This is a genomic window from Rathayibacter sp. AY1E6, from assembly GCF_002931115.1.
Lineage (GTDB): Bacteria > Actinomycetota > Actinomycetes > Actinomycetales > Microbacteriaceae > Rathayibacter.
The window spans coordinates 13,267-28,024 of record NZ_PSVK01000013.1 but is presented as its reverse complement, the minus strand read 5'-3'; the positions used below and the strand labels follow the sequence as shown (position 1 = coordinate 28,024).

The window sequence follows — 14,758 nt, the reverse complement described above, 5'->3', positions numbered from 1 at the left end:
GGGGGAGCGGCGGAGCGGCTCAGGCCGCGGGTCCGCCTGCAAGGGCGCCCGCCCCGGCGCGAAGCGTGCCAGCATTCCCCAGGAGGCGGACACGATCCGCCCCCGACGCCACCACCCGATCGAGCCGACCGCGGATCCTCCCGCGAAGGCGGGAGAACACAATGGACCTCGTCCTCCGGTCGTTCTGGCCGATCCTCTCCGGGGGCATCGTCGGGACGATCCCGCTCGCGCTGGCGAGCTTCGCCATCGGGCTCGTGCTCGCGCTGGCGGTCGCCCTGATGCGGCTCTCGCGGGTGCGGATCCTCTCCTGGATCGCGCGCGCCTACATCTCCGTCATCCGGGGCACGCCGCTCCTGGTGCAGCTGTTCGTGATCTTCTACGGGCTGCCGAGCCTCGGACTGAAGATCGACCCCTGGCCCAGCGCCACCATCGCGTTCGCCCTCAACGTGGGCGGCTACGCGGCGGAGGTGATCCGCGCGGCGATCCTCAGCGTCCCGAAGGGGCAGTGGGAGGCGGCGCACACGATCGGCATGAGCCGCTCGCTCTCGCTGCGGCGCATCATCCTCCCGCAGGCCGCGCGCGTCTCCGTCCCGCCGCTGTCGAACACCTTCATCTCGCTGGTGAAGGACACCTCGCTGGCCTCCCTCATCCTGGTGACCGAGCTCTTCCGGCAGGCGCAGAAGATCGCCACCGCGTCGAGCGAGTTCATGCTCCTCTACCTCGAGGCCGCTCTGATCTACTGGCTCATCTGCCTGGTGCTCTCCAGCGGCCAGGGCCTGCTCGAGAAGCGATTGGACCGCTATGTCGCCCGCTGACACTCCGACCGACGCGCGGCCCGTGCTCACGGCCCGCGGCCTCCGCAAGTCGTTCGGCGGGGTGGAGGTGCTGCGCGGCATCGACCTGGAGATCCGCCGCGGCGAGGTCGTCGCCCTGATCGGGCCCTCGGGCTCGGGCAAGACCACCGTCCTGCGCTCGCTGAACAGCCTCGAGGTGCCGGACGGCGGGGTGGTCGAGCTCGCCGACGGCAGTGTCCTCGACTTCGACCGCGGCGTCGGACGGAAGGCGCTGACCGGGCTGCGCGACCACTCCGCGATGGTCTTCCAGCACTTCAACCTCTTCCCGCACCTGACCGTCCTCCAGAACGTGACGGAGGGGCCGCTGCGAGTGCAGCGCCGTCCCGCGTCCGAGGTGGTCCCGGAGGCGGAGCGCCTGCTCGAGCGCGTCGGCCTCGGCGGCCGGGGGAGCGCTTACCCCTTCGAGCTCTCCGGCGGTCAGCAGCAGCGCGTGGGCATCGTCCGGGCGCTCGCGCTGCGGCCCGATCTGCTCCTCTTCGACGAGCCCACCTCGGCGCTGGACCCGGAGCTGGTCGGCGACGTGCTCTCGCTGATGCGGGAGCTGGCGGGGGAGGGCTGGACCATGCTCGTCGTGACGCACGAGCTCGAGTTCGCCCGGCAGGTGGCCTCGGAGGTCGTCTTCATGGCCGACGGCGTGGTCGTCGAGCGGGGCGCCCCTGCGCAGATCCTCCGGGAGCCGCGGGAGCCTCGCACCCGGCAGTTCCTGCACCGCCTCCTCCACCCGCTCGAGTAGACGGTCGGCGCTGTCCCCCGTCGACGGGGAGCCGCGCGGCGCACCGGGCGCGGCGGAAGGCGTGCCTATGCTGTCCGGGTGACCTGGAGCAGCGACGCCGAGACCACGCGGATCCCCTCCGCGACCGAGACGTCCGGCGGAACCGGACCCCAGCCGACCCGGGAGTACGTCTGGCCCGAACCCGTGACGGGTCGGCAGCCGACCGTCGAGCCCGCCGCCCCGGCCGTCGCGGCATCAGCCCCCAGCGCCCTCGGGCCGGTCGAGGCCGAGCCCGAGCCGGTCCGGCGCTCCGGCAACCGCCTCGCGGGCCTCGCGCTCGCCCTCCTGACGACCGCGGTCTTCGCCGTCCTGTACCTCGTCGCCCTGACGGCGATCCGCCTGCTGGTCGACCGCGTCGGCGGCGACCCGGTCGCCCTCGCGCTCGACGCTGCGCCGACCGCGCTCTTCCTCGCCCCGGTGGCCGCGTTCCTCGTCGGCCTGGCGCTGATCGTGCTGGTCGTGAACCGCGCGGGCTGGTGGGCCTACGTCCTCGGCGGCTTCCTCGTCGCCCTCCTCACGGCCGCGGCCGCGCTGGTCGGCGGCTGGAGCGCCGTCGGACCGCTCGCCCTGCCGATCGACCGCTCCCTCGCGCTCGACTACGTCCGCGATCCCGCCGTACTCGCGGCGGTCCTCGCCGCCGGCGTCCTCGGCCGGGAGGCGAGCGTCTGGGGCGGCGCCGCGATCGCGGGCCGTGCCCGGGGCGTCAAGCGCCGCAACGCCGAGCGCGAAGCGGCCGCGCAGTCGTGACTCCGGAGGGGCAGGGGCAGGGCCGCGGAGCCGGCCTGGGCTACGGCCTCGCGCTGGCCGGCTTCGCCGCGTTCCTCTACCTCGCCCTGGTCGTCTGCGCGTTCGGGGTCCTCAGCCTCCTGCTGGACCAGGACGTCGTGCCCGAGCGCGACGCCGGCCCGCTGCTGGGGCCGGTGTCGGTGGCGGTCTGCGTCGTCGCCGTGCTGGTCGCGATGGTGACCCTCGCCGCCCGTCCCGCCGTCCACCGCGTCCTCGGCCCGTCGCTGCTGACCGGGGTCGTCGTCTACCTGCTCTTCCTCGTCACGGGCGGAGCGCTCTACGGGCTCGGCCGCCAGGAGCCGGGGGAGATCCTCGGCTGGATCCTCGACCACGCCCCCACTGTCTTCGCGATCGCGACCGGCGTGCTCGCGGCCGCCGTCCAGCTCGTGTTCCTCCTGCTCCTGGCCCGTCGCGACGCCGGCGGCCGCAGCCCCCACTGGGGCTGGGAGGGCGACGAGCGGGAGTGACGGCGGAGTCCCGGCGCGGCTCGTCGCGGCGCTGCGGCATCTCCCAGGGCGAACGCCGCTCGGTTGACCGGCCCCGTCACTCCCCGTAATGTTCTTCGGGTGTGCGCTTTGCCGTGCGCTCGTGTCGTGCCTCCGGGTCGATGCGGTCGCCGCACTTCGCTCCACCGGGTCCGCGAGGATCCGCGGGTTCGTCCGATCGGGCGGCCCCCACGGCATACCCCTCACCCTCCCGGTCCCGCTCGCGGGGCCGCGGGGTGCGTCGGGTCCAGATGAACTCGGCCGTTCCCGGAGACGGGAGGGCCGAATGTCGACCATCGATCCGCTGTCACCGTGCAGCATTCAAGGAGCAAAACCAGTGCCAACGATTCAGCAGTTGGTCCGCAAGGGACGCACGCCGAAGGTCACCAAGACCAAGGCGCCCGCCCTGAAGGCCAACCCCCAGCAGCGCGGCGTCTGCACGCGCGTCTACACGACCACGCCCAAGAAGCCGAACTCGGCCCTCCGCAAGGTGGCCCGCGTGAAGCTCTCCAACGGCACCGAGGTCACCGCCTACATCCCCGGCGAGGGCCACAACCTGCAGGAGCACTCGATGGTGCTCGTGCGCGGCGGTCGCGTCAAGGACCTCCCCGGTGTCCGCTACAAGATCGTTCGCGGCGCCCTGGACACCCAGGCCGTCAAGAACCGCAAGCAGGCTCGCAGCCGGTACGGCGCGAAGATGGAGAAGAAGTAATGCCTCGTAAGGGCCCCGCTCCCAAGCGCCCCGTCGTCGCAGACCCCGTCTACGGCGCCCCCATCGTCAGCCAGCTCGTCAACAAGATCCTCCTGGACGGCAAGAAGGGCCTCGCCGAGCGCATCGTCTACGGTGCCCTCGAGGGCGTCGCCGGCAAGAACGGCCAGGACGCGGTCGTCACCCTCAAGAAGGCGCTCGACAACGTCCGCCCGACCCTCGAGGTCCGCAGCCGCCGCGTCGGCGGCTCGACCTACCAGGTCCCGGTCGAGGTCAAGCCCCACCGCGCCAACACCCTCGCGCTCCGCTGGCTCACCAGCTACGCGAAGGCCCGTCGCGAGAAGACGATGACCGAGCGTCTCATGAACGAGATCCTCGACGCGTCGAACGGTCTGGGCGCCGCTGTCAAGCGTCGCGAGGACACCCACAAGATGGCCGAGTCGAACAAGGCCTTCGCGCACTACCGCTGGTAGCGCACCCCGCGGCCGCCTCCGGGCGACCGCGACCACCGGGCCCGCGGCGTCACCGCTGCGGGCCCGGTCCCGGCGGCGGATCGCCCGATCCCCGCGACCGGGCGACCGCCACCACCAGAATCCCAGCCATTCGGCCATGAACCCGGTGCGCTGGCTCCATCACCTATCGGAGGAACTCCGTGGCACAAGATGTGCTCACCGACCTGAACAAGGTCCGCAACATCGGCATCATGGCCCACATCGATGCCGGCAAGACCACCACCACCGAGCGCATCCTGTTCTACACGGGTATCACGCACAAGATCGGCGAGGTCCACGACGGCGCCGCGACGATGGACTGGATGGCGCAGGAGCAGGAGCGCGGCATCACGATCACGTCCGCCGCGACGACCTGCTTCTGGAACAAGAACCAGATCAACATCATCGACACCCCCGGTCACGTCGACTTCACGGTGGAGGTCGAGCGCTCGCTCCGCGTCCTCGACGGCGCCGTCGCCGTCTTCGACGGCAAGGAGGGCGTCGAGCCCCAGTCCGAGACCGTCTGGCGTCAGGCCGACAAGTACGACGTCCCGCGCATCTGCTTCGTCAACAAGATGGACAAGCTCGGCGCCGACTTCTACTACACGGTCGACACGATCATCAAGCGCCTCGGCGCGAAGCCGCTGGTCATCCAGCTGCCCATCGGCGCGGAGTCCTCCTTCGAGGGCGTCGTCGACCTGGTCGAGATGCGCGCGCTCACGTGGCGCGGCGACTCGAAGGGCGACGTCGCGCTCGGCGCGAAGTACGAGATCGAGGAGATCCCGGCCGACCTCGCCGACAAGGCGGCGGAGTACCGCGAGAAGCTCCTCGAGACCGTCGCGGAGACCTCCGACGAGCTGCTCGAGAAGTACTTCGGCGGCGAGGAGCTCACCGTCGCGGAGATCAAGGGCGCCATCCGCAAGATGACCGTCAACTCCGAGATCTACCCGGTGCTCTGCGGCTCGGCGTTCAAGAACCGCGGCGTCCAGCCGATGCTCGACGCTGTCGTGGACTACCTCCCCTCCCCGCTCGACGTCCCCGCCATCGAGGCGCACGACGTCCGCGACGAGGAGAAGGTCATCATGCGCCACGCGGACTCGACCGAGCCCTTCTCGGCGCTCGCGTTCAAGGTCGCCGTGCACCCGTTCTTCGGCCGCCTGACCTACGTCCGCGTCTACTCGGGCAAGCTCGACTCCGGCGCCCAGGTCATCAACTCGACCAAGGGCAAGAAGGAGCGCATCGGCAAGATCTTCCAGATGCACTCCAACAAGGAGAACCCGGTCGACTCGGTCACCGCCGGCCACATCTACGCCGTCATCGGCCTCAAGGACACCACCACCGGTGACACCCTGAGCGACCCGGCCGCGCAGGTCGTGCTCGAGTCGATGACCTTCCCGGAGCCCGTCATCGAGGTCGCCATCGAGCCCAAGACGAAGGCGGACCAGGAGAAGCTCGGCACCGCGATCCAGAAGCTCGCGGAGGAGGACCCCACCTTCCGCACCGAGCAGAACCAGGAGACCGGTCAGACGGTCATCAAGGGAATGGGCGAGCTGCACCTCGACATCCTGGTCGACCGCATGAAGCGCGAGTTCAACGTCGAGGCCAACGTGGGCAAGCCCCAGGTCGCGTACCGCGAGACGATCCGCCGCACGGTCGAGAAGTACGACTACACCCACAAGAAGCAGACGGGTGGCTCCGGCCAGTTCGCGAAGGTCCAGATCACCATCGAGCCGATGGAGGTCGAGGCCGACAAGACCTACGAGTTCGTCAACGGCGTCACCGGTGGCCGCGTCCCGCGCGAGTACATCCCCTCCGTCGACGCGGGCATCCGCGACGCCATGCAGGTCGGCGTGCTCGCCGGCTACCCCATGGTCGGCGTGAAGGCGACCCTGGTCGACGGAGCGGCGCACGACGTCGACTCCTCCGAGATGGCGTTCAAGATCGCCGGCTCGATCGCGTTCAAGGAGGCCTCGCGCAAGGCGCAGCCGGTCCTCCTCGAGCCGCTCATGGCCGTCGAGGTCCGTACTCCCGAGGAGTACATGGGCGACGTCATCGGCGACATCAACTCGCGTCGCGGGATGATCCAGTCGATGGAGGACGCCACCGGCATCAAGGTCATCCGGGCCAACGTGCCGCTGTCCGAGATGTTCGGCTACATCGGAGACCTGCGCTCGAAGACCTCGGGCCGCGCCGTCTACTCGATGACGTTCGAGACCTACGCCGAGGTCCCCAAGGCCGTGGCCGAGGAGATCGTCCAGAAGAACAAGGGCGAGTAGCTCCGCCCCTGGGCCGTCGCCGTTCCCCGGAACGGCGGCGGCCTGATAGTGTCGTGCGGGTTTGCTGCCGAGTGCAGCGCGCCCCCTGTCGCAGCGGGACGGCCGCACGACCACTGCCGGTAACATACGTACACAAAACCCCCGCAAGTCCTCCTGTCCTCGTGCCGCCCCGTGCGGCCGCCCGGATGCGGATGCTTGCACCTAAGTCCTGAGGAGGACCCACAGTGGCTAAGGCCAAGTTCGAGCGGACCAAGCCGCACGTCAACATCGGAACCATCGGTCACGTCGACCACGGAAAGACCACGCTCACCGCGGCGATCTCGAAGGTTCTGGCGGACAAGTTCCCGTCCGCGACCAACGTCCAGCGTGACTTCGCGTCGATCGACTCCGCTCCCGAGGAGCGCCAGCGCGGCATCACGATCAACATCTCGCACGTCGAGTACGAGACGCCGAAGCGCCACTACGCGCACGTCGACGCCCCGGGTCACGCCGACTACATCAAGAACATGATCACCGGCGCGGCCCAGATGGACGGCGCGATCCTCGTGGTCGCCGCCACCGACGGCCCGATGGCTCAGACCCGTGAGCACGTCCTCCTCGCCAAGCAGGTCGGCGTCCCCTACCTCCTCGTCGCGCTGAACAAGGCCGACATGGTGGACGACGAGGAGATCCTGGAGCTCGTCGAGCTCGAGGTCCGCGAGCTCCTCTCGTCGCAGGGCTTCCCCGGCGACGACGCTCCCGTCGTGCGCGTCTCCGGCCTCAAGGCCCTCGAGGGCGACGACACCTGGACCCAGTCGATCCTCGACCTGATGGACGCGGTCGACGAGTCCATCCCGGACCCGGTGCGCGACAAGGACAAGCCGTTCCTCATGCCGATCGAGGACGTCTTCACGATCACCGGTCGTGGAACCGTCGTCACCGGCCGTGCGGAGCGTGGAACCCTCGCTCTGAACTCCGAGGTCGAGATCGTCGGCATCCGCCCGACGCAGAAGACCACGGTCACCGGAATCGAGATGTTCCACAAGCAGCTCGACGAGGCCTGGGCCGGCGAGAACTGCGGTCTGCTCCTCCGCGGCACCAAGCGCGAGGACGTCGAGCGCGGCCAGGTCGTCGTCAAGCCGGGTTCGGTCACGCCGCACACGGACTTCGAGGGCACCGCGTACATCCTGTCGAAGGATGAGGGTGGGCGTCACAACCCGTTCTACGCGAACTACCGTCCGCAGTTCTACTTCCGCACCACCGACGTCACCGGCGTCATCACGCTGCCCGAGGGCACCGAGATGGTCATGCCCGGCGACACCACCGACATGACGGTCGCGCTGATCCAGCCGATCGCCATGGAGGAGGGCCTCGGCTTCGCCATCCGTGAGGGTGGACGCACCGTGGGTGCCGGTACGGTCACCAAGATCATCAAGTAGGTCCGTCCTACCGATCTCTCGAGAGGGGTCGTCCGCTTCGGCGGGCGGCCCCTCTCGTCGTTCCCGGGGACGCCCGGCTAGCGTGGCGGCATGCCCTTCGTGAAGAGCGACCCCCGTGCCCTCCCGCAGTTCTTCGAGTGGGAGGCGGCCGGCCTGGACTGGCTGCGCGAGGCGGACGGCGGTGCGCGCTGTGTCGGGGTGGAGAGGGTGTCGCCCGGGCGCATCGAGCTGGAGGAGATCCGCTCCGTGCGTCCCTCGGCCGAGTCGGCTCGGGCTCTCGGCGCCGCGCTCGCCCGGACGCACGACGCCGGAGCCGCGGCGTTCGGAGCGCCGCCCCCGGGATGGACCGGCCCCGCCTACATCGGCCGCCGCGGGATGCCGTGCCGCCCGGACGACTCGTGGGGGCGCTTCTACGCGGAGCAGCGGGTGCGGCCGTTCCTCGGCCCCGCCGTGGAGGCGGGCAACCTCACGGCAGCCGAGTCGCGGCTCGTCGAGCAGGCTCTGGACCGGGTGACGGCCGGAGCCTTCGACGACGGTGCGGGGCCCGCCCGGATCCACGGGGACCTCTGGACCGGCAACGTGCTCTGGACGGCGGACGGCGCCGTCCTGATCGACCCCGCCGCTCACGGGGGACACCGCGAGACCGATCTGGCGATGCTGGCCCTCTTCGGTGCTCCGCACCTCGACGCCGTCCTCGAGGGCTACCGCGAGCAGCATCCGCTGGGGGCCGGCTACGAGGAGCGGGTGCCGCTCCACCAGCTGCACCCGCTCGCCGTCCACGCCGCCGGTCACGGTCCCTCCTACGGCCGCGCCCTGGCAGACGCGGCGGAGCAGGTGATCGCACTGGCCGGCTGACCGGCGCGCCCGCACCGTTCCCCCAGCCGGGAGCGCCACACTGAGGCACGCGCCGCCCTGTGCGCGTTTACAAGGAGGCATCATCGTGGATCTCGGGAAGCTCGGACGCCAGGCCGGCGAACTGCTCAACAGCCGGAAGGCCCAGGACGCGCTGCGGAGCGAGAAGGCCGAGCAGGTCTCCGACCAGACCCTCGAGAAGGCGGGCGAGATCGCCAGCCGCCTCACCAACGGCAAGTACGACGACCGCATCGAGGACCTGAAGCGCCAGGCCGACAAGCGGATCGGCAACGAGTAGCGGCTGCCGTCCGACTGCTCCTCCCCGCCGTCAAGCGGGTGCGGGCCTCGGATCCGCCGTCCTATCGTCGGATCGATGGCTGACACTCGCGCGCAACGACTCCGCAGGACCGATTCGAGCGGGCGCGGCTACACCCGGGTGCGCGCGGGCTCCGGCTTCAGCTACCGCGACCCGAAGGGCGCGACCGTCGCCGACAAGGAGCTGCGCGCGCGGTTCGACCATCTCGGCATCCCGCCGGCCTGGACGGACGTCTGGATCGCCCCGTATCCCAACGGGCACATCCAGGCCACCGGCGTCGACTCCGCCGGCCGCCGCCAGTACATCTACCATCCGACCTGGCGCGAGCAGAAGGACCGGATCAAGTTCGACCGGGCGCTGCGGCTCGCGGAGGCCCTGCCCGGGGCGCGCCGGGCCGTGACCATCGCCCTCCGCTCGGACGGACCCAGCCGCGAGCGCGCGCTGGCCACCGCCTTCCGGATGCTCGACACCGGATCGCTCCGCGTCGGCAGCGAGAGGTACGCGAAGGAGCACGGCAGCATCGGCCTCTCGACGCTCCTGTGCGCGCACGCCACGACCCACGGGGACCGGGTCGCCCTCGCCTTCCCCGGGAAGAGCCATCAGGCGTGGACGAGCGAGATCCTCGACCACGACCTCTCGCGCGTCGTCCGTGCTCTCAAGCGTCGCGGGCCGAACGCCCGCCTGCTCGCCTGGAAGGACGGACGGGAGTGGCGGCCGATCTCGGCGCCCGAGATCAACGACTACGTGCGCGAGCGCGCCGGCGACGACTTCACGGCGAAGGACTTCCGCACTCTGCACGGCACGGTCGCGGCCGCGCTGAGCCTGGCGAAGTCGGGCCCGCAGGCCACGCAGCGCGCTCGGAACTCCGCGATCGCCCAGGCGATGCGCGACGCCTCGGACGTGCTCGGGAACACGCCGACGGTCGCCCGCGCCAGCTACGTCGACCCGCGGCTGCTCGACCACTTCCGCGCCGGCGAGACCATCGACGCGTCGCGCCCCGCGTCGGCCGAGACCGCCGTCCGGGCGCTGCTCTTCGAGTAGCGGGGGAGGCGCTCCGACCCGCGCTGCTGCTCGGAGCGACCGGCTCCCCAGGGCCGTCACGACGTGCTCACGGAGGAGCCCTCCGGCGCGACACGCCCGGGTTGCAGGGGTGGGGCATCTGTGGGAGACTCTTCTAGTTCAAAATTTCCTCTCGGGCGGCGTGCTGCTCGGAGGGGGACACTGCCAGGCAGTGCCGAGACGGCATCGCGGAGGCTCGACCCGAGAGGGCGGCCACGCGGATGCGACGTCGAGGCGGCGGGTAGCAGAACGACAACAACCGACATCTCAACGGGTTCTCCGTGCGTCGTGCGTTCTGCACGCCAATCGGAGCGCCCCAGGGGTGCGGTGCTTTTGACAGAAGAACACTGGTTGCACTTTTCCGGGTCACCGGAGTTCCTTCGCGAGCGCGTCCAATGCGAGACGAGTCCGGCTCCGGCCGGGGGAGTCGCGTACGACGCAATAACAAGAGAGTGAGAGATCACACATGGCGGGACAGAAGATCCGCATCCGACTGAAGTCGTACGACCACGAGGTCATCGACACGTCGGCGCGCAAGATCGTCGACACGGTCACCCGTGCCGGTGCAACGGTGGTCGGCCCCGTGCCGCTGCCGACCGAGAAGAACGTGGTCTGCGTGATCCGTTCTCCCCACAAGTACAAGGACAGCCGCGAGCACTTCGAGATGCGCACCCACAAGCGCCTCATCGACATCATCGACCCGACGCCCAAGGCCGTCGACTCGCTCATGCGCCTCGACCTGCCGGCCGACGTCAACATCGAGATCAAGCTCTAAGGAGGAGTGCCACCATGTCTGTCACTGTTTCCCCCACGCTGAAGACCAGCAAGGGCCTCCTCGGCACCAAGCTCGGAATGACCCAGGTCTGGGACGAGAACAACAAGCTCGTGCCGGTCACCGTCATCGAGATCAGCCCCAACGTCGTGACCCATGTCCGCACGGAGGAGAAGGACGGCTACACCGCCGTCCAGCTCGCCGCCGGTGCGATCGACCCGCGCAAGGTGAACAAGCCCGCCGCCGGTCACTTCGACGCCGCGGGCGTCACCCCCCGCCGCCACCTCACCGAGGTCCGCACCTCCGACGCCGCCGACTACTCGGCCGGCCAGGAGCTGACCGTGGACGCCGTCTTCGAGGCCGGCACCAAGGTCGACGTCGTCGGCACCAGCAAGGGCAAGGGCTTCGCCGGTGTCATGAAGCGTCACAACTTCAAGGGCGTCTCGGCTTCGCACGGTTCGCACCGCAACCACCGCAAGCCCGGCTCCATCGGCGCCTCCTCGACCCCCAGCCGTGTCTTCAAGGGCATGCGCATGGCCGGTCGCATGGGTGGCGAGCGCGTCACCGTGCTCAACCTCAAGGTGCACTCCGTCGACGCCGAGAAGGGCCTGCTGCTCGTCAAGGGCGCCGTCCCCGGTGCCCGCGGTCGCCTCGTGTTCGTTCGCAACGCCGTGAAGGGAGCGTAGTTCCATGGCTACCTCTGTCGACATCATCGACGTCAAGGGCCAGAAGGCGGGCTCGGTCGAGCTCCCCGCCGCGCTCTTCGACGTCCAGACCAACATCCCCCTCATCCACCAGGTCGTCGTGGCCCAGCTCGCCGCGGCGCGCCAGGGAACCCACAAGACGAAGAACCGCGGTGAGGTCTCCGGAGCCGGTCGCAAGCCGTTCAAGCAGAAGGGAACCGGTCGCGCTCGTCAGGGCTCGATCCGCGCCCCGCACATGACCGGTGGTGGCGTGGTCCACGGACCGACCCCCCGCAGCTACGCGCAGCGCACCCCCAAGAAGATGATCGCCGCGGCTCTGCTCGGTGCTCTCTCGGACCGCGCCCGCGGTGCCCGCATCCACGTGGTCGAGTCCCTCGCCCTCGGCGACACCCCCCGGACCAAGGACGTCCTCGTCCTGCTCGACGCCCTCTCGGTGTCGCGCAACGTCCTCGTGGTGCTCGAGCGCGACGACTACATCGCCGAGCTCTCGCTCCGCAACGTGCCGTTCGTGCACATCCTGCCGGCCGACCAGCTCAACGCGTACGACGTGCTCGTCTCCGACGACATCGTGTTCTCGAAGGGCGCGCTCGACGCGTTCATCGCGGCCAAGTCGGGCGTCGAGTCCAACAAGGAAGAGGTGAACGCATGAGCCAGTCCGCCGCGTTCAACAAGGACCCCCGCGACGTCATCATCTCCCCGGTGGTCTCGGAGAAGTCCTACGGCCTGATCGACGAGGGCAAGTACACCTTCGTGGTCGACCCGCGTTCGAACAAGACCGAGATCAAGCTCGCCATCGAGAAGATCTTCGGCGTCGAGGTCGCGTCGATCAACACGCTGAACCGCCAGGGCAAGACCCGCCGCACGAAGTTCGGCACCGGCAAGCGCAAGGACACCAAGCGCGCGATCGTCACGCTGAAGTCCGGCTCCATCGACATCTTCACGAGCGTCGGCTGAGCCGAAGAAGCGTAGAGGAAACAGACAATGGCTATTCGTAAGTACAAGCCCACGACCCCCGGTCGCCGCGGCTCCAGCGTTGCCGACTTCGCCGAGATCACCCGCTCGACGCCCGAGAAGTCGCTCCTGCGCCCGCTGTCCAAGACCGGTGGCCGCAACAACTCCGGCCGCATCACGACGCGTCACATCGGTGGTGGCCACAAGCGCCAGTACCGTCTGATCGACTTCCGTCGCAACGACAAGGACGGCGTCAACGCCAAGGTCGCTCACATCGAGTACGACCCCAACCGCACGGCGCGCATCGCGCTGCTCCACTTCGTGGACGGCACCAAGCGCTACATCCTGGCCCCGAACAAGCTCTCGCAGGGCGACGTCGTGGAGTCGGGCGCCGGCGCCGACATCAAGCCCGGCAACAACCTGCCGCTGCGCAACATCCCGACCGGTACGGTCATCCACGCCATCGAGATCAAGCCGGGAGGCGGCGCCAAGCTCGCCCGCTCGGCCGGCACCTCGGTCCGCCTCGTCGCCAAGGACGGCCCCTACGCGCAGCTCCGCCTGCCGTCGGGCGAGATCCGCAACGTCGACGCGCGTTGCCGCGCCACGATCGGCGAGGTCGGCAACGCCGAGCAGTCGAACATCAACTGGGGCAAGGCCGGCCGCATGCGCTGGAAGGGCGTCCGCCCGACCGTCCGCGGTGTCGCGATGAACCCGGTCGACCACCCGCACGGTGGTGGAGAGGGCAAGACCTCCGGTGGACGCCACCCGGTCAGCCCGTGGGGTCAGTCCGAGGGACGCACCCGTCGCCCCAACAAGGAGAGCGACAAGCTCATCGTTCGCCGCCGCACCGCCGGTAAGAAGCGCAAGTAGGAGTTGTAGAAGATGCCTCGCAGTCTCAAGAAGGGCCCCTTCGTTGACGACCACCTGCTCCGCAAGGTGTTCACGGCCAACGAAGCCGGCAACAAGAACGTCATCAAGACCTGGTCGCGCCGTTCGATGATCATCCCGGCGATGCTGGGTCACACCATCGCGGTCCACGACGGTCGCAAGCACATCCCCGTGTTCGTGACCGAGACCATGGTCGGCCACAAGCTCGGCGAGTTCGCCCCCACTCGGACCTTCCGCGGTCACGAGAAGGACGACAAGAAGGGCCGTCGCCGCTGACGCGGCGACGAGAAGGAGGAGAGAAATGGTGGAGTCGATCGCACGCGTGCGACACATCCGCGTCACCCCCCAGAAGGCTCGCCGTGTCGTGAACCTGATCCGCGGGAAGCAGGCTCAGGAGGCACTGGCCATCCTGAAGTTCGCGCCGCAGGGTGCGTCCGAGCCCGTCTACAAGCTCGTCGCCTCGGCGATGGCCAACGCTCGCGTCAAGGCCGATGCCTCGAACGAGTACCTCGACGACCAGGACCTGATCGTGTCCCGCGCCTTCGTCGATGAGGGAACCACCCTCAAGCGATTCCAGCCCCGTGCTCAGGGTCGTGCCTTCCGCATCAACAAGCGCACCAGCCACATCACCGTCGTGCTGGCCACTCCTGAGGAGGGGACCAAGTAATGGGTCAGAAAGTAAACCCCTACGGTTTCCGTCTGGGAATCACCACCGACCACGTGTCGCGCTGGTTCTCCGACAGCACCAAGAAGGGCCAGCGGTACAGCGACTACCTCGCCGAGGACGTCAAGATCCGCCGACTCCTCGCCACGCAGCTCGACCGTGCGGGCGTCGCCCGCATCGAGATCGAGCGCACCCGTGACCGCGTCCGCGTCGACATCCACACCGCCCGCCCGGGCATCGTGATCGGCCGCCGCGGCGCCGAGGCCGAGCGCATCCGCGCCGACCTCGAGAAGCTCACGGGCAAGCAGATCCAGCTCAACATCCTCGAGGTCAAGAACCCCGAGGCCGAGGCTCAGCTGGTCGCCCAGGGCATCGCCGAGCAGCTCTCCGCCCGCGTGGCCTTCCGCCGCGCGATGCGCAAGGGCCTGCAGGGTGCTCAGCGCGCCGGCGCCAAGGGCGTCCGCATCCAGGTCTCCGGCCGCCTCGGCGGCGCCGAGATGAGCCGCTCGGAGTTCTACCGCGAGGGACGCGTGCCGCTGCACACCCTCCGCGCGAACATCGACTACGGCTTCTACGAGGCGAAGACCACCTTCGGCCGCATCGGCGTGAAGGTCTGGATCTACAAGGGCGACATCACCAACAAGGAGCTCGCCCGCGAGCAGGCGAACAGCAAGTCGTCGCGCCCCGAGCGCAGCGACCGTCCGCGCCGTGCACCCCGCCAGCAGAGCGAGGCGCCCGTCGCAGCAGGAGTTGAGGCATAA

The 14,758-nt window shown here is 69.4% G+C and carries 19 protein-coding genes; all 19 read left to right on the top strand.

Translation table 11 applies throughout. From position 1 onward, the window contains the following. The first annotated feature begins 161 nt into the window (after window positions 1-161). Complete coding sequence (locus tag C5C46_RS11405; RefSeq protein WP_104224574.1) at window positions 162-815, top strand: amino acid ABC transporter permease; 654 nt, start codon at window positions 162-164, stop codon at window positions 813-815. After that, window positions 802-1,587, top strand: a complete 786-nt coding sequence (locus C5C46_RS11400) for an amino acid ABC transporter ATP-binding protein (protein ID WP_104226760.1) — start codon at window positions 802-804, stop codon at window positions 1,585-1,587. Before C5C46_RS11405 ends, C5C46_RS11400 begins: the two co-directional genes overlap by 14 nt. Before the next feature lie 78 nt (window positions 1,588-1,665). Next, the gene (locus C5C46_RS11395; RefSeq protein WP_104226759.1) at window positions 1,666-2,373 is read left to right on the top strand and encodes a hypothetical protein; all 708 of its coding nucleotides are present in this window, start codon (window positions 1,666-1,668) and stop codon (window positions 2,371-2,373) included. Continuing rightward, the gene (locus C5C46_RS11390; RefSeq protein WP_104224572.1) at window positions 2,370-2,879 is read left to right on the top strand and encodes a DUF6121 family protein; all 510 of its coding nucleotides are present in this window, start codon (window positions 2,370-2,372) and stop codon (window positions 2,877-2,879) included. Before C5C46_RS11395 ends, C5C46_RS11390 begins: the two co-directional genes overlap by 4 nt. A gap of 355 nt (window positions 2,880-3,234) precedes the next feature. Beyond that, window positions 3,235-3,609, top strand: coding sequence for a 30S ribosomal protein S12 (gene rpsL, locus C5C46_RS11385; protein ID WP_011186743.1), 375 nt, complete (start codon window positions 3,235-3,237; stop codon window positions 3,607-3,609). After that, the gene (gene rpsG, locus C5C46_RS11380) at window positions 3,609-4,079 is read left to right on the top strand and encodes a 30S ribosomal protein S7 (protein ID WP_068251443.1); all 471 of its coding nucleotides are present in this window, start codon (window positions 3,609-3,611) and stop codon (window positions 4,077-4,079) included. The genes rpsL and rpsG overlap by 1 nt, the downstream gene beginning before the upstream one ends. A 179-nt stretch (window positions 4,080-4,258) precedes the next feature. Beyond that, window positions 4,259-6,373: an elongation factor G gene (gene fusA / locus C5C46_RS11375; RefSeq protein ID WP_104224571.1), complete on the top strand. Its 2,115-nt coding sequence runs from the start codon at window positions 4,259-4,261 to the stop codon at window positions 6,371-6,373. 224 nt (window positions 6,374-6,597) lie between these two features. Further along, window positions 6,598-7,791: an elongation factor Tu gene (gene tuf / locus C5C46_RS11370; RefSeq protein ID WP_104224570.1), complete on the top strand. Its 1,194-nt coding sequence runs from the start codon at window positions 6,598-6,600 to the stop codon at window positions 7,789-7,791. A 90-nt stretch (window positions 7,792-7,881) separates the two neighbouring features. Beyond that, window positions 7,882-8,646, top strand: coding sequence for a fructosamine kinase family protein (locus C5C46_RS11365; protein WP_104226758.1), 765 nt, complete (start codon window positions 7,882-7,884; stop codon window positions 8,644-8,646). 85 nt (window positions 8,647-8,731) lie between these two features. Continuing rightward, window positions 8,732-8,941: an antitoxin gene (locus C5C46_RS11360; protein ID WP_159939075.1), complete on the top strand. Its 210-nt coding sequence runs from the start codon at window positions 8,732-8,734 to the stop codon at window positions 8,939-8,941. Window positions 8,942-9,016: 75 nt separating this feature from the next. Further along, window positions 9,017-10,000 (top strand): DNA topoisomerase IB, encoded by a 984-nt coding sequence (locus tag C5C46_RS11355; RefSeq protein ID WP_104224567.1) that lies wholly within the window; start codon window positions 9,017-9,019, stop codon window positions 9,998-10,000. Window positions 10,001-10,484: 484 nt separating this feature from the next. Continuing rightward, window positions 10,485-10,793 carry a 30S ribosomal protein S10 gene (gene rpsJ, locus C5C46_RS11350; protein WP_005050520.1) on the top strand — a complete coding sequence of 103 codons (309 nt, stop codon included), beginning with the start codon at window positions 10,485-10,487 and terminating at the stop codon, window positions 10,791-10,793. A gap of 14 nt (window positions 10,794-10,807) precedes the next feature. Continuing rightward, on the top strand, window positions 10,808-11,476 hold the full coding sequence (gene rplC / locus C5C46_RS11345) for a 50S ribosomal protein L3 (RefSeq protein WP_104226756.1): 669 nt from the start codon (window positions 10,808-10,810) through the stop codon (window positions 11,474-11,476). Between the two features lie 4 nt (window positions 11,477-11,480). Further along, window positions 11,481-12,143: a 50S ribosomal protein L4 gene (gene rplD, locus C5C46_RS11340; protein WP_104224565.1), complete on the top strand. Its 663-nt coding sequence runs from the start codon at window positions 11,481-11,483 to the stop codon at window positions 12,141-12,143. After that, complete coding sequence (rplW, locus tag C5C46_RS11335) at window positions 12,140-12,448, top strand: 50S ribosomal protein L23 (RefSeq protein ID WP_068209445.1); 309 nt, start codon at window positions 12,140-12,142, stop codon at window positions 12,446-12,448. The genes rplD and rplW overlap by 4 nt, the downstream gene beginning before the upstream one ends. Window positions 12,449-12,475: 27 nt before the next feature. Beyond that, window positions 12,476-13,315, top strand: a complete 840-nt coding sequence (gene rplB, locus C5C46_RS11330) for a 50S ribosomal protein L2 (protein WP_068251462.1) — start codon at window positions 12,476-12,478, stop codon at window positions 13,313-13,315. A gap of 12 nt (window positions 13,316-13,327) precedes the next feature. Next, a complete protein-coding gene (gene rpsS / locus C5C46_RS11325) occupies window positions 13,328-13,609 on the top strand; it encodes a 30S ribosomal protein S19 (RefSeq protein ID WP_055787078.1) in 282 nt (93 codons plus the stop codon). A 25-nt stretch (window positions 13,610-13,634) separates the two neighbouring features. Continuing rightward, window positions 13,635-14,000 (top strand): 50S ribosomal protein L22, encoded by a 366-nt coding sequence (gene rplV / locus C5C46_RS11320; RefSeq protein ID WP_077221988.1) that lies wholly within the window; start codon window positions 13,635-13,637, stop codon window positions 13,998-14,000. Then, window positions 14,000-14,758: a 30S ribosomal protein S3 gene (rpsC, locus tag C5C46_RS11315; RefSeq protein ID WP_068209439.1), complete on the top strand. Its 759-nt coding sequence runs from the start codon at window positions 14,000-14,002 to the stop codon at window positions 14,756-14,758. Before rplV ends, rpsC begins: the two co-directional genes overlap by 1 nt.

What these genes read in the sequence shown, in the direction of transcription:
- C5C46_RS11400 (WP_104226760.1), top strand. Translation starts at nt 802, where the DNA reads ATGTCGCCCGCTGACACTCCGACCGACGCGCGGCCCGTGCTCACGGCC.
- rplW (WP_068209445.1), top strand. Translation starts at nt 12,140, where the DNA reads ATGAGCCAGTCCGCCGCGTTCAACAAGGACCCCCGCGACGTCATCATC.
- rplB (WP_068251462.1), top strand. Translation starts at nt 12,476, where the DNA reads ATGGCTATTCGTAAGTACAAGCCCACGACCCCCGGTCGCCGCGGCTCC.
- C5C46_RS11405 (WP_104224574.1), top strand. Translation starts at nt 162, where the DNA reads ATGGACCTCGTCCTCCGGTCGTTCTGGCCGATCCTCTCCGGGGGCATC.
- C5C46_RS11355 (WP_104224567.1), top strand. Translation starts at nt 9,017, where the DNA reads ATGGCTGACACTCGCGCGCAACGACTCCGCAGGACCGATTCGAGCGGG.
- rplC (WP_104226756.1), top strand. Translation starts at nt 10,808, where the DNA reads ATGTCTGTCACTGTTTCCCCCACGCTGAAGACCAGCAAGGGCCTCCTC.
- rpsJ (WP_005050520.1), top strand. Translation starts at nt 10,485, where the DNA reads ATGGCGGGACAGAAGATCCGCATCCGACTGAAGTCGTACGACCACGAG.
- C5C46_RS11365 (WP_104226758.1), top strand. Translation starts at nt 7,882, where the DNA reads ATGCCCTTCGTGAAGAGCGACCCCCGTGCCCTCCCGCAGTTCTTCGAG.
- rplV (WP_077221988.1), top strand. Translation starts at nt 13,635, where the DNA reads ATGGTGGAGTCGATCGCACGCGTGCGACACATCCGCGTCACCCCCCAG.
- rpsS (WP_055787078.1), top strand. Translation starts at nt 13,328, where the DNA reads ATGCCTCGCAGTCTCAAGAAGGGCCCCTTCGTTGACGACCACCTGCTC.
- rplD (WP_104224565.1), top strand. Translation starts at nt 11,481, where the DNA reads ATGGCTACCTCTGTCGACATCATCGACGTCAAGGGCCAGAAGGCGGGC.
- rpsC (WP_068209439.1), top strand. Translation starts at nt 14,000, where the DNA reads ATGGGTCAGAAAGTAAACCCCTACGGTTTCCGTCTGGGAATCACCACC.
- rpsG (WP_068251443.1), top strand. Translation starts at nt 3,609, where the DNA reads ATGCCTCGTAAGGGCCCCGCTCCCAAGCGCCCCGTCGTCGCAGACCCC.